Consider the following 23,953-nt stretch of genomic DNA (forward strand, 5'->3'; position numbering starts at 1 on the left):
CAACTTTTAATATATATTTTGGAGTTACTTTACGTTTACGTAGAGAAAATGCACAAAAAAATCATCAGACGTTGACCTGATGATTTTTTTCTTATGAAGCGGCCTCCACCTTGTTAAGGTTTGTTTGTGTTAGAACGGATGTTCTGAGTGCATTTTCATGTCTTTTGTAGGAAATTAAAGTATTCTAGAGAATACTTTAATGTTGGGGAGTAAGACGAAATTTCAATTTGAGGAGAATTTTATATGATAAGGGAATGTAAGTTTGAAGATTTAGAGCAGCTTATAAAAATGAGTAGTATGGAAGTAATAGATCATGATTTGAATAATATGATGAAAATTTTTAGGGACTCTAAAAATTTTTTAGTGTGGGATGAATTAGGAGTAAAAGGCTTTGCTTATGTGATTATAAGAAATGAAGAGAAAAGAGAGTGGGATATTCAAGTTTATGTAGATCCAAGAGAAAGAAGAAAAGGAATCGGTACGTTACTTCATCAAGAAATTTATAAGATTGTAGAAAGTGAAAATCCGAGTATTTTAGTAACCGGAGTGAGGGTAGATAAAGAAAATCCAGCTGCTTTTTACGAAAGGTACGGGTATAAAAAGTGGTTTGGATCACCAAGTATGTGTTATACGGGAGGAGTTCAACCAGAGGTAGATATTGAATTCATTCCCTATGAAGATAAGTTTTACGAACAATATGCCGAGTGTAGGACAGAATGTTTTTATGAAATAGCTGTGAAAAATGATTTTAAGCCCTATGTAATCCCGCTAAATGAAAAAGACAAAAAGACGTTATCTAACAAGCCGATATATGTAACGTTACATAATGACCAACTTATAGGAGCAGTTACTGTTGAAGATGGATATTTAGATCATATTATGGTTTCACCGGCATATCAGGGGAAGGGATATGGCAAAAAAATTACGCAGTTTGGGATAAATAAAGCATTAAGTAAAGGGGCTACTTCTATTCAACTTTGTTATATAGAAGGGAATAGTAAGGCAGAGAATCTGTATAAATTGTTAGGGTTTGAAACTTTTCAAATTATGCATGTGTATAGGGAATTCATGGATTAATAATGTTTTAGATAGCAAATGTCTACCAAATAGAAAAATGAAGTGCACCCCAATAGTTAGAGTGAGTTTAACAATTGAGATGCACTTCATTTTGCATAGGTGGGGGTTATTTGGCTTATCTTGATAGTCAATGGCAGTAAGTCCTAACACTTTCCTTGCGACGGTTAAACATAGATATGCATTTATTTGTAGTCTACTTGACCTTAATTTTTTTGTCTAGTTCAGTGTAGCCTATCTATTTGTTTTGTATTTATTTGGTAAATTAGTGTTGTATACTTAATTAAAAAAAGTGGGGCGTGTATATGGAATATGTATTAGAAACATCTCATCTTACAAAAATTTATGATTCCAAAACAGTAGTCGACAACATATCATTACATATTAAAAAAGGTGAAATATATGGTCTGTTAGGAGAAAATGGTGCAGGGAAAACCACAACGATAAGGATGATAATGGGGTTATTAAAACCAACTAAAGGTAATATATACCTTTTTGGAAAAGAATTCGATTTCAATAATCGGGAGGTTCTTAAAAAAATTGGTGTTATTATAGAATATCCAGGTTTTTATGGTAATTTAAATGCAATTGATAACTTGCGTATTAGTAGTAATTATATGGATATACATGAATCGAAAGCAATTGAACGAGTTTTAGATATTGTTAATTTACAACATGCTAGAGATAAAAAAGTAAAAAACTATTCTTTAGGTATGAAGCAACGTTTGGGTATTGCTCGTTCTTTACTACATAATCCTGACTTATTATTATTGGATGAACCAACAAATGGATTAGACCCAGCTGGAATTAGAGAAATACGCAAATTACTTATTCATTTGGCTGCAGAACATCAAAAGACAATATTAATATCTAGCCATATTCTTAGTGAAGTACAGCAGTTAGCAAATAGAATTGGAATCATTCATGAAGGTAAATTACTAAAGGAAAGTAGTATGCGAGAATTAGAGGGGAATTTCAAAAAACATTTGAGTCTAAAGGTTGATAAGATCGATGAAAGTATTAATATTCTTAAAGGTATGATAAATAAATTAGATTATCAACTAACTCCTGAACGCATTTTGATAAATAACCACGTAGAAAATACAGCACACTTAAATACAGCATTAGTCAATTCTGGGATTGGTGTTTTTGAAATTGTAACACTAAAACAATCACTGGAAGATTATTATATGAATATAACAGGTGGTGAAAAATGATGCAAGCTGTACTAAAATCAGAACTGATTAAACTCAAAGGTTCCAAACTATTATATTTGACTACTTCACTACAATTGATCACCGTATTACTTGTATTTTTTATATACGCTTCAAACCCTAAATATTCTATAGCTCAAACTGGGTGGGATGAATATTATCAAACAATCTATATATTCTTTAACCTTATGACTGGTACTGCTACTTTCTATATTGTAACTGGATATATATTTTCTAGAGAATACCAAGAAGGCACCAATCTCATTTTATTTACAAGTCCTATTTCTAAGTTGAAATTTTATTTTGGTAAATTATTAATTATATTTAGTTTTATTGTATTTACAATGCTTATAATACTTGTTCTACCTTTCTGTTTAGGTATGTTAATTACAGATTTACCTTTTACATTTAAATTATTCATGAGGCAACTTAAAGTAGTATCATTAATGGCAATCATGCATTTTTGTTTAATACCAATAGCTTCTTTGATCGCTATAAAATGGAAGAGTTTTCTTTATGTAGTAACATTGATGTGTTTAGTTTTATTTTTCAACATTATGTTAGTAAATTCACCCGGAAATTTTTTGTATCCTTGGATAGTACCACTTATATTTAGCCCTCATGAAGGTATGGGACGAACATTCATTAGCTATCCAATTGGAACTTGCAGTATTCTCTTTATTTTGATATTAGGTCTCACTTTGTCAATCTATGAATATAGAAAAATTAGATAATAAGCCTCTGATACAAGAACTTCATGCTGAAAGAAGACTTGATATTTATGTTAATATCGATTATTGAACTACCCCCACCTACCTCTACAAGAGCTTTGAGGTGGGGGATTCTCGGTTAAAATGATAAATAAATTTATTCGTTTACGAAGTTCGAATATAACTAAATGTAAAAATATGAAAATAAATTCCTTCATTATATTGACAATGGAAACAAATTACAATAAAATTTGATTGATTAATCAATCATTTATTATGAAAGGAGTATCTGAATGGAACCTAGACTTACTAATGATGAAAAAAAGAAAAGAAAAAGATCTACTATCCTAAACGCCGCAATTAAATTATATAGTGAGAATGGTTTTGCAGAGACAAAAGTTGCCGAAATAGCAAAAGAAGCAGGAGTTAGCTTTGGTACCGTATTTACGTATTTTGATTCAAAAGAAGCACTATATGAATCAGCGATTTTGGAGCCATTGGAGGAAATCAAACCATATTTTATTGAGATAGAAGAACACTTTAAAGGTGAGCCTCTTGAAGTTGTGAAGGAAATGATAGATTGCCATGTACAACTCTTTTCAATGAAAAGTGAATACCTACGCCTAATTCAGCAGGTTCTTGCGAGACCTGATCGATTTCCAAAGCTTTTTAAAGAACTAAACGATTTCGTAAATGTATTTATAGACTGTATTCATCCGGTTATTGAAGCAGGGCAAAGGCTGGGTTACTTTTATGAAGAATCACCTTCATTAGTTGCTGGGTCGTACTTATCCATCTTAAACGGAATGCGTTTAACGTTTATTGATGAATATACAAACTTGATGTGGAAGGATATAACGATACAAGCCCTGAGATTATTTGGACCTATCTCTAATAAATAAGGAGTGATTTATATGAAATTGAGAGATATACATCCCAACATCAAACTTCGCCTGGCCATGCAATTTCTAGGCAGCCTTATTTCCATGGCTGTTATACCTTTTCTGGCAATCTATTTTGCTCAGAAAATCGGAGCTACTGAAACGGGTATTATTCTTATAATAATTGTGATTAGTGGGATCATTGGAGGTTTTATCGGGGGGCATGTCTCAGACAAAATAGGTCGGAGAAAAATAATGATTTATTCTGAGCTTGGTATATTGCTTTCGTATCTGTTTATAGCACTTTGTAATTCCCCTTGGTTTAACCTTCCTTATATTTCCGCAGCATTCTTTATCATCAATATGTTTTGTGGAGGAATGTTTCAGCCAGCAGCACAAGCTATGATCATTGATGTTACTAATTCTGAATCGAGAAAGCTCGTATTTACAATTAGCTACTGGTTGGGTAATTTATCAACTGCTATTGGAGGAATCATTGGAGCATTTCTTTTTAAAAACCACTTGTTCGAGTTATTTATTGGGATTTCACTAATCTCTTTGTTATCTGTATTCATGACCGTATTCTTCATCACAGAAACCTATACACCTGAACCTTCATCTACGTCTTCTAATTATAAGAAAAAATTTTCATCAATAGAGATGTTTCAAACCTATTCGACCGTTTTAAAAGATAAGCTGTTTATGTTTTATATTTTCGGAGCGATCTTGATCTTTTCCTTGGAACAGTCTTTAACAAACTATATTGGGATTCGTCTTGAAAAAGATATACCCCATCATTCAGCTTCATTGTTTGGAATAGATTTCATGCTTGATGGCACAAAGATGCTGGGTTTTCTCCGAACGGAGAATACAATTCTTGTAGTTCTCCTATCAAGTGTTGTATTATTCTTATTTAAAAAGTGGAGTGATCGCTGGACTCTAGTTACAGGGATGTTGATCTTTTCTATATGCTTTAGTGTTTTTGCTTTTACAAATAGCGTGTTGTTTCTTTTTATTGCCATGTTTATTGGAACCATTGGTGAACTGATGTATGTTCCTATTAAACAGGCGATGATAGGGGAACTCGCACCACCTAACGCTCGTAGCACCTATATGGCTTTTAATAGCTTGACTTTCTACGGAGCAATGATTGTATCTTCGTTGTTGATCATCGTTGGAGAGTGGATTCGTCCCATATATATGGGGGGATTGCTTCTTATTCTAGGATTAACTGGTACATTTTTGTACTACATAATAACAAAAACGCTAGACTCTAAAGTTAGTGAAAAGAATGAAAGAAAAGTACCTGTTTCTTATTAAAGGGTTGTTTTTCCACTAATGCATGAAAAGAAACTAACTGGAAAACGATCTTCCTCAATCGGAGCATTTAATGGAGCATGTTTGTTGAACTAACGAAACATCATAAGGAAAATTATAGAATTTACAAAGGCAATAGGTACATAAAAAGAGAACATATTTATTAATGTTATTTAAGTTACTGAAAGGAGAAAATAGAATGAAAGATAAATTATTGAGGGTTGGAACTATTTATATTCCTGTTACCAATGTAGAACCTTCTTCAAAATGGTATGTAAACAAACTAGGTGCAGAGTTAAGCTATAAAGACGAAGACAAGGCTATTCTTAACTTTGCAAACCAAAGTTTTTTCCTGGTTAAATCCCAAGAAAATCAAAGCTTAAATTTTCACGATTTTTGCGGTGAAGAGCGCTTCTCTTTAACATTTGAAGTTAATGGTTTAAATGCACTTGAATCAATCCATAGTGATTTTATTAAAAAAGAAATAAAAGTTGGAGAGATTGAAAACAGAGGACATACTGGAAAGAATTTTGTTTTTTATGATTTAGATGGTAATAAATTTGATGTTTGGAGTGAATTAAGTTCCATCTTCAGAGAAAAATACCTAACATTGCAATAAGAGATTTTAATTATTCAATAAACAGTAGATTTACAGAATCAGTCTGGCCAAAATTAAAAAGAGTTCATCCACCAAGTGTTTGAACTTATAGCATAAAATACGATCTCGCTAGAAATATATGCGCTATATTCTCTTTTAGTTTATCCTTGCACCAGAACCTTTATATGTACTATAAGGTAATACAGTAAGAAATACATATCAATTTGCTTAGTGATGATGAATAAGGTGTAAATTTGAATACAATATATAGATGAATAATATATAAAGGAGCTCAACTCTCAATGGCAAGAAAATTATTAACACAAAGGTTTCCTCTTTTAATTCCTATTAGAATCAGACAACGTAGGCTGTTTAAAAAAATAAGCGATCGTCTTGAAGGTCATAAATTTTCAAAAACATTTGAGCAAAATCCATTACCTTACAGAATTTATAAACATAAATCTTTGCTTATTAGAAAGTTAGGTGATACGGATATACAGCTACAATATAACAAAATCACCAATCTAAAGCTAGCCGTCTGCAAAATAAACCAGGTTGTAATTAAACCGGGAGAAACATTTTCATTTTGGCATCTTGTTGGTAATTCCAGTGAAAAGGCTGGATATAAAGAAGGAATTATTCTAATGAATGGCGAAGCGATAAAGGGAATAGGCGGTGGTCTCTGTCAGTTAGGGAATCTTCTCTACTGGATGTTTCTTCATTCAGAGTTGGAAACAGTAGAAAGATATCGTCATAGTTTCGATCCATTCCCTGACTATGGACGTGTGATTCCATTTGGAACAGGCGCCACTTTGATGAATGGTATTATTGATCTCAAATTGAGAAACAATTCAAATATTTCCTATCAAGTCAATCTACATCTTGACGAAGAATACATCTATGGTGAAATTAGGGCATCCCAGTATCCTCCATATACGTATTCTATCGTTGAAGAAGATCATCGTTTTGCAAAAAAAGTAGATGGTCAAGTATACAGACAAAATAAAGTTTATAAAAAAATAGTTGATCGTGTCACAGGTAACTTAGTTGACAAAGAACTAGTCATGGAAAATGATTGCTTAGTAAAATATGAAGTAGATGATGAGAAAATTGTGGGTTCTTTATAGACAAGGATCTTCACTCATCTAAAGATATTTGAAAAAACTGCGTAGATAATTTTAAAATAAAATCTTTCAAGGCAAAAAAATATGGTTGAAGTGGATTTTTTTGATTTATTATAAAATGCTGGATTGTGGGTTTTAATCAAGCCTTATTTCAAAGTAACATTTAAGAATGTACGGATGGGGATAGACTCTTTGTTTTATTTTCAACATACATATCATAATTGACAATAAAGCAATCGTATGTTCTATATAGTAAATTATGTTCCTCACTGTATTTACATAGTTCTGTAATAAATTCTTTTTTATCTCTAGATGCTTTAATCGATGTTAACATACCTGAAAACAGTTTCTTGGTTGCTGCTGGTTTTACCGGGATTTTAGTATACAAATATAAGAAATCACTCAGATCCTTTAAAGTTCCGAATTCTTCAAAACTCTGTTGGAAAATTGGTTTTTCGTTAAAATCAAATAATCGTGTTAGATATACATATGTCTTCTCTGGTTTATCAGGAAAATTCTCCAGGTGTAGTCCTAATTCTTTTGCTGCTTCAAATAATGTAACACGTTCCGGAACGTGTTTGTATACCGTAACAGTTGCGTAGACAGGGGAATTAATAACTTTAGCAAATAGGACCCTATTATTTCCATTTATTACATAAAAATGACCTTTATACTCTGTTAAAAAGATGCTATCTCGCTCGTACCCACTGCGCCCCTTTAATTTAGCACGTATAGCTGGAGGACTTTGTAGGTATTTTTTGTAATACTCAGGGTTCTTTAGGTATTCTTTCCATTCATCAAAATGTTTCGTTTTTTCAAACGCATCTAATACGCTAAAGTCTTCATAACTACCGTGAAATATACTTGTAATTTTTGTGCAGTCTACTACTTTTTCTTCAGTATTTTCTTCACAACAGAATGTATGAAGGGTAGGAAAGATATTCATCTTATGATTTATACGTTCTGGGGGATTTTTTCTATCAATTCCAAGTTTATTATAAAAGTCTTCTAGATTTACCATTATTATTTCTCACTCCCAATAGAAATTTATAATAAATATATCCATTATATGGTAGTACACTTTGTATCTTAACCTTAACTGTTTTCTTATTAAGAAGACGAGATAGAGAGATGTTAGCACTTCTTGTTTTCATTGTATTGTACTCATGGTTTCTTTATTTCCTTTTATATGGGTACTAAATAGGGACGAACAGCAACTATTAGAAAAAGGAAAACCAGTTGAAATTGTAGTTGTAAGTAAAAAAGAACTGCCTGCAAGAGGAGGTACCGATTATACGGTAGAGTATGACTTAGATAATAAACTATACAGTATTCACGTAAATAAACCTTTCTATGATGGCGTAAAGAAAGGTGACACATTCGAAGCGATTCAGTACAAAGGTAGAATTAAGATTGACCCAAAATACCATATAGGAGTATACGAATGAGCAAAAAGAAACAGATAAACTTAGGAAAAGAGTCAGATGATTTTGAAGAGTTAGATAAGAAACCCGAATCAGAAAAGAAAAAGAAGACTTGGATTTACATTAGTCTTTTCGTTTTACTCTTTGTTGTACTTTCTGTAATTGAGGGGTTTCAAGATAGAGAACTAATTCGTAATGGTAAGCCTATGGAGGTGACTGTTATAGACAGACAAATCGAAAAAGAGCATATCATATTTAAACACCCTACATTGACATTATACGTAGATAATGAACTTCAAAAGGTATGGGTAAAGCAAGAAACATATGATAAGGCATTATTAGGCAATAAGATTCATGTAATTAAGTATAAAGGTGAGGTTAAACTAGACCCTAGATATGATTATGAGGATTTAGTAATAGAACGCTATTAACCAAGTAAGTTAAACAATTTAGGAGTAAGAATTAACGTATGGAACATGATATTAAAAGTATTGTTGATTATACCTATTACAGTTGCCTTTACTTTGTATCCTTTCATGACTGAACATACTGTATCAGCAAACAATGGTGATTATAAGACTTGGAAACAGTATGAAGGTAAACGTCAAGTAACTTCAAAATATACAATAAAGATTGATTTTAGAGTTGCTTGACGTTTACTTCACTTTTTTCGATTAAAGACTTTTGCCTACAAACTGCATTTCCCGCTGCAATTTCATAAACGAACGGTACATGCCAATTCTCCAAGAGACGATCATCGCAAAAGCAAGTAAGAAGAACATACCGCTTAATTGTCCTAAATCAATTGATTGACTTAAATATTCTTTCATACCGAGGCGGACAGCTAGTAAACCGACTAAAATAAAGATGAATGCTTTAGAAGGTATTAAAAAGATGTCTTTTCCACGTATTTCAAATTTTGACGTTTTAATAAGAAAAATAGAGAAAAATAAACCAACGATAACTGCTTCGAGAATTTCAGATGATGTTAAGCGAAATTCTGGTAAGAAGTACATGCATGCTCCCGTACTCATAAAAATTGGCGGGAGTATAATTTTTTTAAGTGTTACAGGTTTCTTTGCTGATTTTAAGCGAAGAAACATCATTCCAACAGCCATACAAAGAGCAATAATACTTGATAAAACAGCTAAGCTCATGTTTGACCTCCTTTTATCCTTTGAATGATTTTTTTAATAGAATCATAAACCAAACGAGAGCGATACCAATGATCGTATGAGACATTCCTGTAATATGACTTAATCCTTTAAAATCAGCTCCATTGATTTGCAGAAGTCCGCGCGCTGCCAATGAAGATACTGTTAAAACTAATCCTACATTATAGACGATGAACCACATGTTAAAACTTTTTGCCTCATGGAATGCAAATGATTTTGATAGGGCTAAGGCAATTAAGAAGAATAAAAATCCAAGAACTAACACATGTGTGTGTAATAGGTTTAGTAAAGTCGTACCTTGAATTCCTTGCGCTTTTGCATATTCTCTCGCGAATATACCTGATAATAAACCGATAATTAAATAAGTGAATGCTGCATTATATAACTTTTTCATCATATACCTCCTAGGTAGCATTAGCAATGTTTATTTTTGGATAGTAGGCTGCGATTATTAGTGGTTTGTCATTCCGTATATAAGGCCAGAAATATATGGGATCAGCCAAATGAACCAGACGATAATACTTAGCTTGTGGAATGTTGTCATCATTTTTGTATCTTTTTTGATTAACACAATTGTTGCCCAAACAGCATGGAATAACATCAGTAAAATGGCGGCTAAGCCTGTGATTCCGTGGAAACTGAATAGGGATCCTGCTCCTGCCATCTTTTCCATTAATGTAGTTCCGAGTGTATCACATACGAGTCCGAGCCAAAAAATAACGACATGCCAAGGTTTTAATGTCTTTTGGAATTTTTCACTCCATACGCCAATTGTATAAAAAATGAGTGCAGCTGTAATACATGTAATAGCAGATGCCAACACGTTCATCATTCCTTTCTAACAGTCATGTTCCTTATATAAATCATGTTACATGAGAATTATGAATAGAATATGAACGCAATATTACATATGAAATTGGCGTAATTATTATATTTAAATTGTATTATGTTGTAAACAAAAAATGAAGAGGTACTTGTGAATAAAGAAAAAACTTTCTTATTCCCTATGGAAATAGGTATAAGAAAGTTTTTTTATTTATTGTGATTTACACTTCGTTTTCTCGTAATAATTTTCCATCGCGAAGTGTTAAAATTCGATCGCATACATCAAGCATTTTTTCATCGTGTGTAATCATAATCGCTGATTTTTTATTTTTCTTCACTTCTTGCTTCATTAATTCAACGACTTCTCTTGCACGTTTTGAATCAAGACTAGCAGTCGGTTCGTCAGCTAAAATTAAGTCTGGGTCATTCATGAACGCACGAGCAATCGCTACACGTTGTTTTTCACCGCCTGAAAGTTGATTTGGATGATGATTCATGCGATGTCCTAATCCAAATGTTTTCAGTAATTGTTCTGCAAACTTACCAGCTTCTTTTTTATCTTCTCCTTTTAACTTAGCGATATACAGAAGTTGTTCTTTTACCGTTAAGAAAGGTACGAGGTTTGCGAATTGGAATATAAATCCGATTTTTCTTAAGCGAATATCGGTCATTTCCTTTTCTGATAAGCTTGTTATATTTTGACCAGAAACATAAATGTTCCCTTTTGAAGGAGAGAGCAGTGCACCTGCAATGGAAAGTAATGTACTTTTCCCAGAGCCAGATGGACCAACAATACCGATAAATTCGCCTTCTTTTACATCTAACGTAATTGGGTGCAAGGCAGTTACCTCTGTTTCACCTTGGCCGTATACTTTGCTTACTTGATCAAGCTTTAATAATGACGCTGGGTTATCCCATTTTACTTCAGTTACCATTACATGCCACCTCCGATTGCTTCTAATGCATCTACTTTTAATACTTGATATAGAGAAATTAATGTACCCAGTATACTAATTAAGATAAAGGCACCTGTATATTGCAAGATTGTTGTTGTTGTTAATAAGAACGGCATACTAGCTGGTAGAACAGTTTCTACAGCAAAGATTAAGCCAATGCCGATGATAAGAGCAACGCCAGTTAAGACTATAGATTGTACAACTAAAGTATTTGCTAAATATGAGTTTTTTGTTCCGATTGCCTTTAATACACCTAATTGATGTGTTTTTTGTAATGTAATGACATAGAAGAAAACGCCAATTAACAATGCTGAAATTACAAGTAAGAACGCAATAATCATTGTTAATGTTCCTTGTTCTTCTTTATAACCTGGAATACTTTGCAGTACTTCTTTTTTATCAACAACTGTTGCATTATCGATTTTTTTATCAGTATTTAGGGCGATTACACTGTAATTTTTTTGATGTGGCAGTGCAATGCTGTCCCATTCATTTTCATTCATGTGAACAACAGGTGAATGACTAAACATTTGATTTTGTGTAAATCCGACAACTTTGAAAGCCTTTTTAGAAATAGGATCTACTAGCTTATCTCCAAGCTTGATTCCTTTTTCCTTAATAGATTCATCAGCAACGATTTCATTGTTTTCTAACGTACCGTTTTTTCCTTCAATCACTTTTGGAGCAATGAATGAATCTTGTTTACTTGAGAAAATAGCAACATCAACTTTATTGGAACTTCCTTCTTTTTCAAATGTTGATACTTTAATATGCATTGGAATTGCATCTTTTGCATCAACCTGTGCCAATACTTTATCTACATCTTCTTTCTTAATTTGAGAGCGTAACAATTTACCATCTGCATCATCTGATAAAATAAATTTTTCTGCTTTCATTTCGATAAAAGAAGAGGCATTAGCATGAGATAATCCATTTGCTAGACCTGATATGATAAGTACAAGAAATGATAATAACATCATGATTGTACCGATTAATCCGTAACGTAATTTCGATTGTTTTAATTCTTTAAGTGCTAAAAACATTAGATTCGTTCCTCCTTGTTTCGTTCTATGCTCTTATCATAAAGAGGAAATATGAACGGAATATGAACAAAAGGTTACAAAAGACGGGTCTACAGTTTATATATAAATATGTTGCAGAAAAAGAAGATAACTTCCTATTGTATAAAGGGAGTTATCTTCTTTTTGATCGCTGTATATTAATAAAAATTTTGTTCCTTGTTCAAAGTAGGTATTTTTTCAGTAGGCTCAGTGAATGCAGGTTATTTTTTATTTTGCATATGAATAGTCCCTTCTTGTTGTTTCGGAAGGTAAATAGAAAAAATCGTTCCTTTTCCAAGTTCACTATCCATTGTTATTGCTCCGCTATGAAGGTCAATGACTTTTTTTACAATAGAAAGGCCTAATCCGCTTCCGTTTACATTTCTGTTTCGGGCAGCATCGACTTTATGAAAACGATTAAATATTTTTTGGATTTCATTTTCAGGTATACCAATACCCATATCCGTAATCGAAATGCGCCAATCAGTTAGCTACTAATGTATCGATTGACTGCATTGATGAAATGGTGAAAGTTGTGTTGTTCCCTAATGGTAATGAAGAAAGGTTAGTGCAAGTGTTGAAGGCGCTACCTGTGCAAATATATGAACATCACCAAGAGGACATTATTGATATAAGCCCGTTAGGTATTGATAAATGGAAAGGGCTACAAAAGCTGGGGGTAGAAGAAGGAACATTCATTGCATTCGGCAACGATGCAAATGATGTACCGATGTTTGTACATGCGAAAGAGGACATTTGTATTGGCGAGCATGAAATGTTGAGATCCGCTGCATCTATGAGTCTACATAGTAATGAACAATGTATTATTCAAAAAATTATTGAGTTATCAGACTTGGAATCTAGAAAATCATGGAACTTAACAGGGGGTTTTTAAAGCAAATTAGAAGTTAATTTCTAATTTGCTTTTTCTTTATATAAAATATAAATGAGGTGATGAGATGAAACGGAAATTACCATTTTATATAATCATCATTTTAATTTTGGTTGCGTGTAATGGCTGTTCAAAAGAAAAAGAAACAAACCAACATAGCAATATGAAATTAGAGGGTATAAATTTTAATGCAACTATTGAAAGCACTGCTAATAGGGAGCTATTGCCTAATACAACTAGTGGAGGGGTTCATTTAGGATTATCTAACAGTGTTTCACATTATTGAAGCCAGCGATAAATCTTCCATATTAAGAACATGAAAATCATATATCCAAAGAGAGAATAATAATGATGCCAGTTTTCGTTGTGAGTGAATAATCCGAAGCTTTCAGCAAATTGTTCGGATATACTTGCACAAATGCCGATCAGCATAATAAATAGAATTCTTGAGAATGTAGATAAAGCTTTGGCAATATGTAAAAAGAAAGCAGTAAAGGTTGGCAATATAAATAATGTAAAAGCGATATTGACCGAAAACATATTTGGAAATGGTCTGACTGGAAAAGCATACATTTGTTTACTCACAAATAGATAGTCTAAATATGTTCCAATGAAACAGGAGAAAATGATGGCGACTATAAATGCTAGGTGATTACTCTTCTGTTTCTTCTTCTCTGAGAAGGATATTTTTTTTCGTAAGAATTGCAAGCTCAATTTTTTCCATCGTTTTACAATAGTCATCCTCAATCTTTCCATTTGTATTTTCTCCTTTATCAATGAAATAGTCTACGATACGCCAGTCTTCAAACCAGTCTCCTTTTTCTGCCTTTTCATGTTTCAAATCTTTCCATGCGTATATTAATTGAGGGCTGTATAAACGATTTGCATCTTTTCTGAGGTGACATTTTTTTATTCTACGTTTATAAAATTCACGAGAAAATGACTCATTTACATCAGAAAACAAATGAGGCCAGTAGTCTTTCCGTGAAGCAGTATGCGAATGATCGTGAGCCCAATTTATAACTTTGGATAATATATGTTCGTTGCGAAACAATAAAGAGTATAATCGTTTGCCTAGTAGAATTCGTTCATGTAAGGAGGTAAAGTGTTTCATTGTATCACCAAATAACAATATTTTTTGTTTGGTCTCATCTTCATAGTATGGAAAAAGGATATGATTAAAACGGAAGAAGTCAAAGAGCTTAAATCCAATACTATTTAGTACGGTCTTTTTAAAGTGATCATTTTGAATGACTCTTTTTTCTAAATAGCTTTGTTCATTAATAATCGTTGCTATAGCTAATGTATAGTGATTGCCCGTTTTCCAAAAATGGTTCCACATCGTTTCCATAAACGTTGAGACATTGAGATGGGGTAGGAGGTAAAAGAGAGTTTTAGATCTTTTAAGGCTTTGTTCATATAGTAAAAATTGTGGATACACATCTTGGAAGATTAACCAGTTTCCCCGTTCTAAAAAAGAGTAGTAGGTAAGTTGGTCTTTTTCTGATAACAATCTTGTATATAAATCCCCTTTTAAATCTGTCATATTCCAACCGCCATTACGTGATACCATATGTCCAAGTAGAGCCCAGTGTATTTCAGGATGCTGAAGGTAAAACTGATAATAAGCACGTGTTCTTGTCACGTTATTTTTGTTCAGTTGTTTTGTTTGTTCTGTAATGTTATAAATAAGCATTTTTTCTTCTATTGTTAATGCAGCCTTTTTAAAGGAAGCGGTACTGCTTTTGCTTTTTTTCTTTAGTTCATTTTTTACATCTAAAAGAGAAAGCGGGATCGCTTTGGAAGACCCGTTCCATTTTCTTTTTCGATTGTTTTCATACATTTTATTTCCTCCTGTTAACATGAATTTCAACAAATAGTTTAATAGAACGGTTACCATCATTTTATTACACATATTCTGAATAAATGTGGACTGTTTTTTGGGGACATAAACAGTGTAATATTTTTTACTATAAGCACGATAAGTCTTTTGTACTATTTCATCTTCATACGAATGAGGGATTCAATAAACGTGGAACTCGATTATATTAACAGGTAGGAGCATAAAAAATATAAGGAGAGAAAAGCATGAAGAATTGGGTTCAAATTAGAATTGCACGCCCGACAGATAAATTTGAAGAAGTTATCACATTTTATGAAGAAGGATTATGCTTAAAACGGATAGGTGAGTTCCATAATCATGAAGGTTATGATGGAGTTATGTTTGGATTACCTGATGCAGAATATCATTTAGAGTTTACAAGACATATAAACGGCAGCCCATGTCCAGCTCCAACAAAAGATAATTTACTTGTATTTTATATGACTAATAAAGCTGAGATTGAAAAAGTAACTAGCAGGTTACATGCAATGGGTTATGATGAAATTGAACCAGAAAATCCATACTGGAAAGAAAAAGGTATTACAATAGAAGATCCAGATGGATGGAGAATTGTACTCATGCATATAGAGAAATAAAAGTAGTATTGTCATAAAGTACGAAAGTTGTTTATTTCAATTGTTCGGTGGATAATAATCTAAATATAATAAGAGTCTATTTTGATGATAGTGTCTTCAAAATAGACTCCAATATTTTTTGTAAACGAAGATTTATATATTTATAAATTAGCACTAACGTGTTCTTTATTTTTCCTCTCTAAATTATTTAAAAACATTTGAAATGCTTTAAATGATTGCTGGAATATTGGACTTTGGATAAAAGTGTATAGGAATGTCACGATAAAAACGGGACCCCCTAGTACATATCCAATTACTAACACAATACTTTCTACAATGACTCTAGCACGACTTACAGATAATCCAGTTTTATCCGAAATGGCAAGCATAAATCCATCCCGTGGTCCTGCACCAATTCCCGCAGCAACATACATGCCGCCCCCAATCCCTGTAATTATGATTCCAGCAAGTAAAATAAGAAGATTTATCCACAAATAATGAGTGGCCTGAGGAAGAATGTTTAGTCGTAAGAAAAAGTCCATAATAGGACCAATTAGCAGTGCGTTTAAGAATGTCCCTACGTTTATGTATTTTGGATCTACTACTAAAGAAACAAGAACGAGAAATAAGCCACATATTACACTCCATGTACCAATTGTCCATCCGAATCGCTGAAATAATGCCATATTCAGAACTTCCCATGGATGCAAGCCAAGAAATGTAACCTTTACCGCAATGGCGTTTCCGAGTCCAAAGAAAGTTAACCCTAAGAAAAAAAGAAAATACAGAAAGAGTGTGAGTCCCATCTTTAATCCCCCTAATATTATATATAATTACGTATATTACATGTGGAAATTTAGTTATACAAATATTTTGTACTCTTGTATGAAAATGAAAAAAATTATCTTTTATATATTTTTTGTAATCTTAGTTTAGGGATGATACTAATGAATAGTGAAGAAACGAAAATAATTGATAATATATTTATGATTGGTATGATTAATAGTAAAAAATTTAAAGGGGCATTGTATATGTCTGTTTTTCAATACAAAGTATTCATAGAAGTAGTAGAAAGTGGTAGTTTTCCTAGTGTTTCAGCGAGGTTACTTCCTAAATTGTAACAACAGCTGCACCTGCAACTTTTATTGCAGGCTCATCAGTACTTGGTTCTGTAGTTACATAAAGAGTTTCAGGTCTTCCTATTGCATGTCCTTGAGCAATTGTAAGATGTGTAATTTCCTTTTGGGGAATAAGGCCTTCTAAATAAAGGAACCCAGCTAATGCACCATTTGAAGCTCCTGTTACAGGATCTTCTGGTATACCAATACCAGGTGCGAAATACTAAATGTAATGAAAAAACGACATGGTTACAGTCAAAAACTTTAAAAAGTTTCGCCATGAGGATTATAATAAAGAGAGATTCATGAAAAAGGAGTGAAATAATTTGAAACAAGAGCTTATAGAAAGATTCACAAGATATGTGAAAATAGATACACAATCGAATGAAGAAAGTCATACGGTGCCATCAACACCAGGACAAATCGAGTTTGGAAAATTACTAGTTGAAGAATTAAAGCAAATTGGTTTGACAGAAGTAACGATGGATGAAAATGGATATGTCATGGCAACACTTCCTGCCAATACGGAAAAGGATGTTCCTGTAATTGGTTTTTTAGCTCATTTAGATACAGCAACTGATTTTACAGGAAAGAATGTGAAACCGCAAATTCATGAGAATTTTGATGGGAAGGCAATTACATTAAATCAGGAATTGAATGTTGTTTTAACACCAGAGCAGTTTCCAGAACTGCCATCATATAAAGGGCATACCCTGATTACGACGGATGGAACAACACTTCTTGGTGCAGATGATAAAGCAGGCCTTACAGAAATTATGACGGCTATGAATTATTTATTACATAACCCACAAATTAAACATGGAAAGATTAGAGTAGCATTTACGCCTGATGAAGAAATCGGCCGTGGACCATCTCACTTTGATGTGAAAGCTTTTGGAGCATCTTTCGCTTATACAATGGATGGAGGTCCGCTTGGAGGATTGGAGTATGAGAGCTTCAATGCTGCAAGTGCAAAACTTACTTTTAAAGGCAATAATACGCATCCTGGAACAGCAAAAAATAAAATGCTCAATGCAAGTAAGTTAGCGATGGAGTTTCATGCGCAGTTACCAGTAGAAGAGGCGCCAGAATATACAGAGGGATATGAAGGTTTCTATCATCTTATTTCTGTGAATGGTGAAGTTGAGCAAAGTAAATCTCATTACATTATTCGAGATTTTGAACGTGAAAATTTTGAGGCTCGTAAAGAAAAAATTACGAATATTACGAAGCAGATGCAAGAGAAGTATGGTGAGGAAAATATTATTCTTGAGATGAATGATCAGTATTATAATATGCTTGAGAAAATTGAGCCGGTTAGGGAAATTGTTGATATTGCGTATGAAGCGATGAAAACTCTAGATATTGAACCAAGTATTCAACCAATTCGCGGGGGGACCGATGGCTCTCAATTATCATATATGGGCTTGCCGACGCCAAACATTTTTACTGGTGGGGAAAACTATCACGGTAAATTTGAATACGTTTCTGTTGATAATATGGAAAAAGCTGTTCAGGTTATTATAGAAATAGCACGATTATTTGAAGAGCAGGCATAAAAAAAGAGATCCGGGTAATAATAGCTACCCGGATTTCTTCTGCTGCCATTTCTTAATTGTGAGTTTTTAGTTTACTTGTCTATAAGTGAACGTAAGGTGTAATAGAATCCATAAGGAGGTATGTTATGAGTGAAAATGAACTTCTTGGATATATAGGCACGTATACAAGAGGTGATAGTAAAGGGATTTACAGATTTATACTCGATACAAAAGCAGCAAACAGAGGACATAATAGTATTGCTATCTTTCGTGTGAATTAGGACTTAGGGAAGCTTACTTTTATTGAAACTGTATCGACAAAAGGGGATTGGCCACGAGATTTTGTTTTGGATCCTGCTGAAAAGTTTATGGTTGTTTCTAATGAGAAATCTAGTAGCCTTGTGTTATTTTCTAGAAATGAGACTACAGGACAATTAATATTTTTACAGTCAGATGTGATAGTGCCAGACCCAGTATGCGTGAAGTTTTTACACGATTGATTACAGTTGATTTATGATATGAACAATAGATAGGTTTTACTTATTGAAATGAACCTATCAATTGTTGTGTTAAAGAATTTAATACAGAACTCGCCATAAATAAAAGGTCGCATAGGATTCCCAATTCTTCCATGCTGAAGCATACTCTCTTATTTCTTTTTTTGTTGGTTTTTGATCTGATCCTGTTAAAAGCTTAATTACATTTTGTAGGCCTACATCATCAATTGGAAAAGCAGACGGGAATCTTAGACAACGCATTAAAACATAATTTGCTGTCCATGGTCCAATACCACGTATGTCGGTTAATGTTTTCTCAGCATCTTTTAGGCCGCTTTTTATGAACGATTCTTTACTTAGGTTGCCTTGTGTAATGAGTTTTGCGACACCAATAAGATATTCACATTTCCTCGTAGTCATTTTTAATTCTGTTAGATCTTTTACTGTTAGATTTGCGATGACCTCTGGTGATGGGAATATCCAATATTTCTGTCCATTCCATTCGATATGTTCGCCGAAGGATTCAACAAATCGTCTTTTTAACGTATATGCAAATGTGAGATTAATTTGTTGACCAAGAATACCCCAACATAGTGCCTCAAATAAATTAGGGATTCCCATATTACGGAGTCCGTAATATTCGTTGATTGGTGTAGACAGAAGTACATCGTCTTTTGCTAAATCGTAAAATGGAGTTAGATCCGTATCTAAATCAAACCATTCTCTTACATATCTCGCTACTGTAGCGCGAACCCATTTCTCAGGTGGTGTCTCATCACCTAAAAAGCGAACATGGATGTTTCCCTCATCATTTACACTTGTTTCTAATTGTAATCTTTCATTTGGCATAGGATCACCTCCAAAATTAGTATGCCCTGAAAAAAGTACACATGTACGCATTTACGAATGTAAGAGCAAGATTACAAAGGTGAAAAAATGATAGTCTCTTTATTTTGTGTTAGCATGTAAGCAGAAAATAAAAATATGAGGCGAGTATTAATGCTATGACATCAAGAGGGGGAACAAAAAGTGAAATTTATTTCGTGGAATGTAAATGGTTTACGAGCAGTTATTGCAAAAGGTGGTTTTATAGAATACTTAGAGGAAGCGGATGCGGATATTTTTTGTTTACAAGAAATTAAATTGCAGAGTGGACAAATCGATCTAAATCCTGAAGGGTACTATGTATACTGGAATTATGCTGTGAAAAAAGGTTATTCAGGAACTGCTATTTTTACAAAAAAAGAACCGCTTTCTGTTACATATGGCTTAGGGATTGAAGAGCATGATCAGGAAGGAAGATTAATTACATTAGAATTTGAGGGTTTTTATCTGTTAACGCTCTATACACCGAATGCCAAAAGAGGGTTAGAACGTTTAGATTACCGAATGGAATGGGAGGATGCCTTTTTATCTTATATTAAGCAATTAGATAAAAAGAAGCCTGTTATTCTTTGTGGTGATCTGAATGTGGCACATAAAGAAATCGATTTAAAAAATCCAAAAACAAATCGGAAAAATCCAGGATTTTCAGATCGAGAAAGAGAAAAATTTACTCGGATTGTGGATGAAGGATTTATCGATACATATCGTTATTTATACCCTGATCAAGAAGGGGCTTATTCATGGTGGTCTTACCGTATGAATGCAAGAGCGAAAAACATTGGTTGGCGTTTAGATTACTTCGTCGTCTCTGAAAGATTAAAAAATCAAATTGTTGATGCGAAAATCAATAGTGAAGTAATGGGGTCAGATCATTGTCCTGTTGAATTACATATGGAATTTTAGAAAAAATAAAAAAGCAGTATCTATCTTGGATGAAGGATAGATACTGCTTTTTTATTTGTTTTGTTAAAATTTTTCAAATCATTCTTGAAATAATTCATTTATAACTATATAATTAGTAACGATAATCATTATCATTTAATAAGAGTAGAAGATAATTTATTATTAGGGGAAGTGAAATAAATGATTTGCAGTTTTAAATAGATGTATTGTAAGGGGATACATGGAAAGAATATTTCACTAAAATACTATATTTAAAGATTACAAATTTGGAGAGGAGTATTTATAAACATGAATAAGAAATTATTTACACTAGGGATGGTTACAGTATTAAGCGTAGGTCTTGCAGCATGTAACAGCACGGAAAAAAGCTCAGGCGAACAAAAACAAGAATCGAAAGCAACTGAAACGAAAAAAGATGAGACACGAAAGATTACATACTTAGGAAAAGAATATACAGTACCCGCGAAAGTAACGAACATTGTAACTGCTAGTTTAGAATCAATGGAGGATGCGGCGGTACTTGGTATTAAACCAGTAGGAGCAATTACTGTAAGTGGAAAGTTACCAGCGAACGTTGCGAAAAATTTAGAAGGTGCAAAATCTATCGGGGAGAAAATGCAACCGAATTTTGAAACATTACTTCAATTAAAACCAGATGTAATTACATCTAGTTCAAAATTCCCACCAGAGGCTGGTGAAAAGTTTACGAAGATAGCTCCAACGATTCCAATATCACATGTTTCAACAGATTGGGAAGATAATTTAAAGCTGATGGGGGAACTTTCTGGTAAAAAAGATAAGGCAGAAAAAATTATTAAAGATTATAAAGCTGATGCCGCAAAAGCAAAAGAAAAGATTGGAGATAAATTAAAAGATAAAAAGGTGCTTGTAATAAGACTAAGAGCGAATAGCTTATACCTTTATCCAGAAGGAGTATACTTCAATCCTGTAATTTATAAAGATCTAGGATTAACTGTTCCAGAACAAATTAAATCTGTAAAAGCACAAGAAAAAATTTCTCTAGAAAAACTGGCTGAAATCAATCCGGATTATGTATTCTTGCAATATGAGGCAAGCGAAAATGATAAACCAAAAGTATTAGAAGAATTAGAAAGTAATCCAATTTGGCAAAGTATGAATGCTGTAAAAGATAAAAAAGTATTTGTAAATACTGTTGATCCAATCGCGCAAGGTGGTACTGCTTGGAGTAAAACAGCATTTTTAAAAGAAGCAGTGAAAAATTTATCTAAATAATTAAATAGGTAAGGTGCGTTGAATGATATGCGGAAAATAAATGCAGTACCAATGATAATTTTATGCTTAGCGCCCATATTTATTTTACTTACAGTTATGCTATCTATTTTATATGGGGCAAAAAATATCGATTTTGAAACAGCTTGGAATGCATTGTTTCATTTTGATTCAGGAAATGTAAATCATAATATTATTATTACTTCTCGTTTACCAAGGGTAGTTGCAGCTCTTTTAGTCGGAGCATTTCTAGCCATATCAGGAGCACTTATGCAGGGGATGACAAGGAACTATCTTGCATCCCCTTCTATTATGGGTGTGACGGATGGCTCAGCTTTTGTGATTACAATGTGTATGGTATTTCTTCCTGGAATGTCTTCAGTTGGTATGATTTTATGTTCTATGCTTGGCTCGGCATTAGGGGCAGGAATTGTTTTTGGTTTTGGTTCACTGCTTCGAAACGGATTATCACCAGTTCGATTGGCGATTATAGGAACTGTTATAGGGACATTTTTAAGTAGTATTTCTGCAGCGATTGCTTCCTATTTTCAAGTTTCTCAAAATATTAGTTTTTGGTATAACACAAGATTAGATCAAGTGGATCCGAATGTACTTAAGTTAACAATTCCTTTCGGTATAGTTGGCATTATTTTAGCCCTTCTAATTTCAAAATCTATTACGATTCTTTCGTTAGGAGAAGAGGTTTCTATTAATTTAGGACAGCGTACAAAGCTTGTAAAAGCTACTGCAATTCTATCTGTTGTATTTTTAACAGGTACTGCGGTTGCTTTAGTTGGAAAAATAGGTTTTGTAGGATTAATTATCCCTCATATTACTCGCTTTTTAATCGGGGTAGATTATAAATGGATCGTGCCTTGTGCTGGGGTAATTGGTGGGGTTTTTCTAGCTTTATGTGATGTATTAAGTAGATTTGTAAATTATCCATTTGAAACACCGATAGGAGTCGTTACGTCTTTAATTGGAATTCCTTTCTTCCTTTATTTAATTCGAACAAGAGGAGGAGAGAAGCATGCTTAAAGGTTCAAGTCAGCGTTTTGTAATGACAATGGGGATTATTATATTTTTAATTTTGAGTGCCATTTATATTAGTTTAACGAATGGTACGTTTGACATTACGATTACAGACGTATTTCGAACAATATTTCGGATTGACCCTGTACCTGAACATGATTTAGTTATATTTGATTTTAGGCTTCCGAGAATCGTAATCGCAGGATTAGTAGGATTAGGTCTTGGGATTGCAGGTGCTGTTATTCAAGGGGTTACAAGAAATGGTTTAGCTGATCCTGGTATTTTAGGGATTAATGCGGGAGCGGGTACTGCAATTGTGATCTTTATGTTTTTCTTCCAAGGACAAATGAAAAGCACAGATTGGATTTCTATTATGATGATGCCATTGTTTGGTCTAGTCGGCGGGCTAGGTGCTGCTATATTAATTTATATGTTTTCTTGGCGAAGTGGAAAATTAGATTCACAGCGTCTTTTGCTAACAGGGATTGCGATAGGTTCAGGCTTCGGAGCATTTTCTATGTATGTATCATTGAAGATGAAAGCAACTGACTTTGAAATGGCTGCTGTGTGGGTTTCGGGAAGTATATATAATGCAAACTGGAAGTATATTATTGCTATGTTGCCATGGCTCATTATCTTAATTCCAATTATCAAAAGAAAAGCGTATTTACTCGACTTATTTCAATTGGAAGAGACGAGTATAACAAGTTTAGGAGTTTCAGTAGAAAGAGAAAAATCGATTTTATTATTAAGTAGTATTGGGTTAGTGAGTGCATGTGTTTCTATTTCAGGAAGCATTGGATTTATTGGTCTAATGGCACCACATATTGCGAAACGTCTGGTCGGCATTCATCATAATCATGTAATTCCTGTATGCGGTGCAATTGGAATGTTACTCGTGATTACTTCGGACTTTATTGCAAAAACTGTTTTTGCACCAGCTGAATTACCAGTTGGGATTGTAATTTCGATTGTTGGTGTACCATATTTCCTATATTTGTTATACAAAGCAAAGGCGTAA

28 protein-coding genes and 3 pseudogenes are annotated in these 23,953 nt (G+C 33.3%); 19 read left to right on the plus strand and 12 right to left on the minus strand.

Annotation, left to right across the window (positions count from 1 at the left end; translation table 11 throughout):
* Positions 1–243 precede the first annotated feature (243 nt).
* The 7 genes from ACM6HU_RS09830 to ACM6HU_RS09860 all read left to right on the plus strand — a co-directional run bounded on the left by ACM6HU_RS09830 (position 244) and on the right by ACM6HU_RS09860 (position 6,921).
* Positions 244–1,077, plus strand: a complete 834-nt coding sequence (locus tag ACM6HU_RS09830; RefSeq protein WP_414848121.1) for a GNAT family N-acetyltransferase — start codon at positions 244–246, stop codon at positions 1,075–1,077.
* A 302-nt stretch (positions 1,078–1,379) separates the two neighbouring features.
* Complete coding sequence (locus ACM6HU_RS09835; RefSeq protein ID WP_016133212.1) at positions 1,380–2,291, plus strand: ATP-binding cassette domain-containing protein; 912 nt, start codon at positions 1,380–1,382, stop codon at positions 2,289–2,291.
* A complete protein-coding gene (locus ACM6HU_RS09840) occupies positions 2,288–3,022 on the plus strand; it encodes an ABC transporter permease (RefSeq protein WP_016115873.1) in 735 nt (244 codons plus the stop codon). The genes ACM6HU_RS09835 and ACM6HU_RS09840 overlap by 4 nt, the downstream gene beginning before the upstream one ends.
* Before the next feature lie 269 nt (positions 3,023–3,291).
* Positions 3,292–3,900 carry a TetR/AcrR family transcriptional regulator gene (locus tag ACM6HU_RS09845; RefSeq protein WP_016115872.1) on the plus strand — a complete coding sequence of 203 codons (609 nt, stop codon included), beginning with the start codon at positions 3,292–3,294 and terminating at the stop codon, positions 3,898–3,900.
* A 12-nt stretch (positions 3,901–3,912) separates the two neighbouring features.
* The gene (locus tag ACM6HU_RS09850; RefSeq protein ID WP_016115871.1) at positions 3,913–5,199 is read left to right on the plus strand and encodes an MFS transporter; all 1,287 of its coding nucleotides are present in this window, start codon (positions 3,913–3,915) and stop codon (positions 5,197–5,199) included.
* A gap of 196 nt (positions 5,200–5,395) precedes the next feature.
* Positions 5,396–5,815, plus strand: a complete 420-nt coding sequence (locus ACM6HU_RS09855) for a VOC family protein (protein WP_016115870.1) — start codon at positions 5,396–5,398, stop codon at positions 5,813–5,815.
* 281 nt (positions 5,816–6,096) lie between these two features.
* Positions 6,097–6,921 carry a VanW family protein gene (locus ACM6HU_RS09860; RefSeq protein ID WP_016115869.1) on the plus strand — a complete coding sequence of 275 codons (825 nt, stop codon included), beginning with the start codon at positions 6,097–6,099 and terminating at the stop codon, positions 6,919–6,921.
* A 160-nt stretch (positions 6,922–7,081) separates the two neighbouring features.
* Here the strand turns inward: ACM6HU_RS09860 and ACM6HU_RS09865 are convergent, their stop codons facing one another.
* Positions 7,082–7,939, minus strand: coding sequence for a hypothetical protein (locus ACM6HU_RS09865; RefSeq protein WP_016115868.1), 858 nt, complete (start codon positions 7,937–7,939; stop codon positions 7,082–7,084).
* Positions 7,940–8,084: 145 nt separating this feature from the next.
* Here ACM6HU_RS09865 and ACM6HU_RS09870 point away from each other — a divergent pair, with 145 nt between their 5' ends.
* Positions 8,085–8,366 carry a hypothetical protein gene (locus ACM6HU_RS09870; protein WP_016115867.1) on the plus strand — a complete coding sequence of 94 codons (282 nt, stop codon included), beginning with the start codon at positions 8,085–8,087 and terminating at the stop codon, positions 8,364–8,366.
* On the plus strand, positions 8,363–8,773 hold the full coding sequence (locus ACM6HU_RS09875; protein WP_088094492.1) for a hypothetical protein: 411 nt from the start codon (positions 8,363–8,365) through the stop codon (positions 8,771–8,773). Before ACM6HU_RS09870 ends, ACM6HU_RS09875 begins: the two co-directional genes overlap by 4 nt.
* Before the next feature lie 243 nt (positions 8,774–9,016).
* Here the strand turns inward: ACM6HU_RS09875 and ACM6HU_RS09880 are convergent, their stop codons facing one another.
* The 6 genes from ACM6HU_RS09880 to ACM6HU_RS09905 all read right to left on the minus strand — a co-directional run bounded on the left by ACM6HU_RS09880 (position 9,017) and on the right by ACM6HU_RS09905 (position 12,820).
* Entirely contained in the window at positions 9,017–9,499 is a 483-nt protein-coding gene (locus tag ACM6HU_RS09880) for a CcdC family protein (protein WP_016115865.1), read from the minus strand.
* Between the two features lie 13 nt (positions 9,500–9,512).
* Positions 9,513–9,911, minus strand: a complete 399-nt coding sequence (locus ACM6HU_RS09885) for a DUF2871 domain-containing protein (RefSeq protein ID WP_016115864.1) — start codon at positions 9,909–9,911, stop codon at positions 9,513–9,515.
* Positions 9,912–9,968: 57 nt separating this feature from the next.
* The gene (locus ACM6HU_RS09890) at positions 9,969–10,340 is read right to left on the minus strand and encodes an HsmA family protein (protein ID WP_016115863.1); all 372 of its coding nucleotides are present in this window, start codon (positions 10,338–10,340) and stop codon (positions 9,969–9,971) included.
* Between the two features lie 223 nt (positions 10,341–10,563).
* Entirely contained in the window at positions 10,564–11,277 is a 714-nt protein-coding gene (locus ACM6HU_RS09895; protein WP_016115862.1) for an ABC transporter ATP-binding protein, read from the minus strand.
* Positions 11,277–12,341 carry an ABC transporter permease gene (locus ACM6HU_RS09900; RefSeq protein ID WP_414848122.1) on the minus strand — a complete coding sequence of 355 codons (1,065 nt, stop codon included), beginning with the start codon at positions 12,339–12,341 and terminating at the stop codon, positions 11,277–11,279. Before ACM6HU_RS09900 ends, ACM6HU_RS09895 begins: the two co-directional genes overlap by 1 nt.
* Before the next feature lie 239 nt (positions 12,342–12,580).
* On the minus strand, positions 12,581–12,820 hold the full coding sequence (locus ACM6HU_RS09905) for an ATP-binding protein (protein ID WP_016115860.1): 240 nt from the start codon (positions 12,818–12,820) through the stop codon (positions 12,581–12,583).
* A gap of 62 nt (positions 12,821–12,882) precedes the next feature.
* On the opposite strand from ACM6HU_RS09905, the gene ACM6HU_RS09910 reads away from it, so the two are divergent.
* Both ACM6HU_RS09910 and ACM6HU_RS09915 read left to right on the plus strand, forming a co-directional pair.
* The gene (locus tag ACM6HU_RS09910) at positions 12,883–13,254 is read left to right on the plus strand and encodes an HAD hydrolase family protein (protein ID WP_016133211.1); all 372 of its coding nucleotides are present in this window, start codon (positions 12,883–12,885) and stop codon (positions 13,252–13,254) included.
* Between the two features lie 64 nt (positions 13,255–13,318).
* Positions 13,319–13,537, plus strand: coding sequence for a hypothetical protein (locus ACM6HU_RS09915; RefSeq protein WP_016115858.1), 219 nt, complete (start codon positions 13,319–13,321; stop codon positions 13,535–13,537).
* On the opposite strand, the gene ACM6HU_RS09920 is transcribed toward ACM6HU_RS09915, so the two are convergent.
* Positions 13,531–13,965, minus strand: a complete 435-nt coding sequence (locus ACM6HU_RS09920) for a CBO0543 family protein (protein WP_016115857.1) — start codon at positions 13,963–13,965, stop codon at positions 13,531–13,533. The genes ACM6HU_RS09915 and ACM6HU_RS09920 overlap by 7 nt on opposite strands.
* The gene (locus tag ACM6HU_RS09925; protein ID WP_414848130.1) at positions 13,904–15,115 is read right to left on the minus strand and encodes a DUF2515 domain-containing protein; all 1,212 of its coding nucleotides are present in this window, start codon (positions 15,113–15,115) and stop codon (positions 13,904–13,906) included. The genes ACM6HU_RS09920 and ACM6HU_RS09925 overlap by 62 nt, the downstream gene beginning before the upstream one ends.
* A gap of 224 nt (positions 15,116–15,339) precedes the next feature.
* On the opposite strand from ACM6HU_RS09925, the gene ACM6HU_RS09930 reads away from it, so the two are divergent.
* Positions 15,340–15,729, plus strand: coding sequence for a VOC family protein (locus tag ACM6HU_RS09930; protein WP_016115855.1), 390 nt, complete (start codon positions 15,340–15,342; stop codon positions 15,727–15,729).
* A gap of 140 nt (positions 15,730–15,869) precedes the next feature.
* On the opposite strand, the gene ACM6HU_RS09935 is transcribed toward ACM6HU_RS09930, so the two are convergent.
* Positions 15,870–16,514 carry a YczE/YyaS/YitT family protein gene (locus ACM6HU_RS09935; protein WP_016115854.1) on the minus strand — a complete coding sequence of 215 codons (645 nt, stop codon included), beginning with the start codon at positions 16,512–16,514 and terminating at the stop codon, positions 15,870–15,872.
* Between the two features lie 141 nt (positions 16,515–16,655).
* On the opposite strand from ACM6HU_RS09935, the gene ACM6HU_RS09940 reads away from it, so the two are divergent.
* Positions 16,656–16,829: a hypothetical protein gene (locus tag ACM6HU_RS09940; protein ID WP_016131861.1), complete on the plus strand. Its 174-nt coding sequence runs from the start codon at positions 16,656–16,658 to the stop codon at positions 16,827–16,829.
* Here the strand turns inward: ACM6HU_RS09940 and ACM6HU_RS09945 are convergent.
* Positions 16,819–17,046 (minus strand): annotated as a pseudogene (locus ACM6HU_RS09945) (PhzF family phenazine biosynthesis protein); the annotation flags it as partial. The gene ACM6HU_RS09940 and the pseudogene ACM6HU_RS09945 overlap by 11 nt on opposite strands.
* Positions 17,047–17,152: 106 nt before the next feature.
* Between ACM6HU_RS09945 and pepT the strand changes: the two are divergent.
* A complete protein-coding gene (gene pepT / locus ACM6HU_RS09950; protein ID WP_016131860.1) occupies positions 17,153–18,385 on the plus strand; it encodes a peptidase T in 1,233 nt (410 codons plus the stop codon).
* 212 nt (positions 18,386–18,597) lie between these two features.
* Positions 18,598–18,864 (plus strand): annotated as a pseudogene (locus ACM6HU_RS09955) (lactonase family protein); the annotation flags it as partial.
* Positions 18,865–18,942: 78 nt separating this feature from the next.
* Here the strand turns inward: ACM6HU_RS09955 and ACM6HU_RS09960 are convergent.
* Positions 18,943–19,689: pseudogene (locus ACM6HU_RS09960) on the minus strand (DNA-3-methyladenine glycosylase family protein); the annotation flags it as partial.
* Between the two features lie 201 nt (positions 19,690–19,890).
* Between ACM6HU_RS09960 and ACM6HU_RS09965 the strand changes: the two are divergent.
* The 4 genes from ACM6HU_RS09965 (at position 19,891) to ACM6HU_RS09980 (ending at position 23,953) form a co-directional block, all read left to right on the plus strand.
* Positions 19,891–20,649, plus strand: a complete 759-nt coding sequence (locus ACM6HU_RS09965) for an exodeoxyribonuclease III (protein WP_016131858.1) — start codon at positions 19,891–19,893, stop codon at positions 20,647–20,649.
* Between the two features lie 288 nt (positions 20,650–20,937).
* Entirely contained in the window at positions 20,938–21,903 is a 966-nt protein-coding gene (locus ACM6HU_RS09970) for an iron-hydroxamate ABC transporter substrate-binding protein (protein WP_016115848.1), read from the plus strand.
* Positions 21,904–21,930: 27 nt separating this feature from the next.
* The gene (locus ACM6HU_RS09975) at positions 21,931–22,938 is read left to right on the plus strand and encodes a FecCD family ABC transporter permease (RefSeq protein ID WP_033671417.1); all 1,008 of its coding nucleotides are present in this window, start codon (positions 21,931–21,933) and stop codon (positions 22,936–22,938) included.
* Entirely contained in the window at positions 22,931–23,953 is a 1,023-nt protein-coding gene (locus tag ACM6HU_RS09980) for a FecCD family ABC transporter permease (RefSeq protein WP_016131856.1), read from the plus strand. Before ACM6HU_RS09975 ends, ACM6HU_RS09980 begins: the two co-directional genes overlap by 8 nt.

It is taken from the genome of Bacillus sp. IT-79MI2 (assembly GCF_949768135.1).
GTDB lineage: Bacteria > Bacillota > Bacilli > Bacillales > Bacillaceae_G > Bacillus_A > Bacillus_A pseudomycoides.